This window comes from Lutibacter sp. B1 (genome assembly GCF_012524075.1).
GTDB lineage: Bacteria > Bacteroidota > Bacteroidia > Flavobacteriales > Flavobacteriaceae > Lutibacter.
This window is the reverse complement of the sequence record NZ_JAAZUI010000169.1, coordinates 1-398: the sequence shown is the minus strand read 5'-3', so window position 1 is coordinate 398 and position 398 is coordinate 1. Positions and strand designations below refer to the sequence as shown.

1 protein-coding gene is annotated in these 398 nt (G+C 42.2%); it reads right to left on the bottom strand.

Annotation, left to right across the window (positions count from 1 at the left end; genetic code table 11):
* Positions 1 to 398, bottom strand: a 398-nt coding sequence (locus HGB55_RS15370; RefSeq protein WP_211047424.1) for a Calx-beta domain-containing protein, incomplete at both ends; no start/stop codon positions are given.

The following is a 398-nucleotide window of genomic DNA, read 5'->3' as shown; positions in this document are numbered from 1 at the left end:
CAAAGGTTAGCGTACCTGATTGTGATTGATAATCATCCTCTGCTATCGCTGTACCGTCTGCTGTTTGGTAATCTACACTGAAACCGCCCTGTACATTGCCTGTTAAGGTTACTTGAACTGTCGCTGTACCATCACCTTCATTGACCGTAATGTCACTGATGGTGAGTCCCTTGTCTGCACCTCCGTCATTGTCCTCAATAGTTATCTCTCCTTGTGAATCATTAATACCTATCAGCGTAGTGCTTAAATTACTCAAGTTTACATACAAATGCTCGGTTGGTTCTATCAAAGTATCATCGTTGATTAAAACTTCTATCTCTTTGGTCTCTCCGGTATCTCCTGTAAAAGTTAGTGTTGCTGATTGTGCTGTATAATCATCCGGTGCTATCGCCGTACCA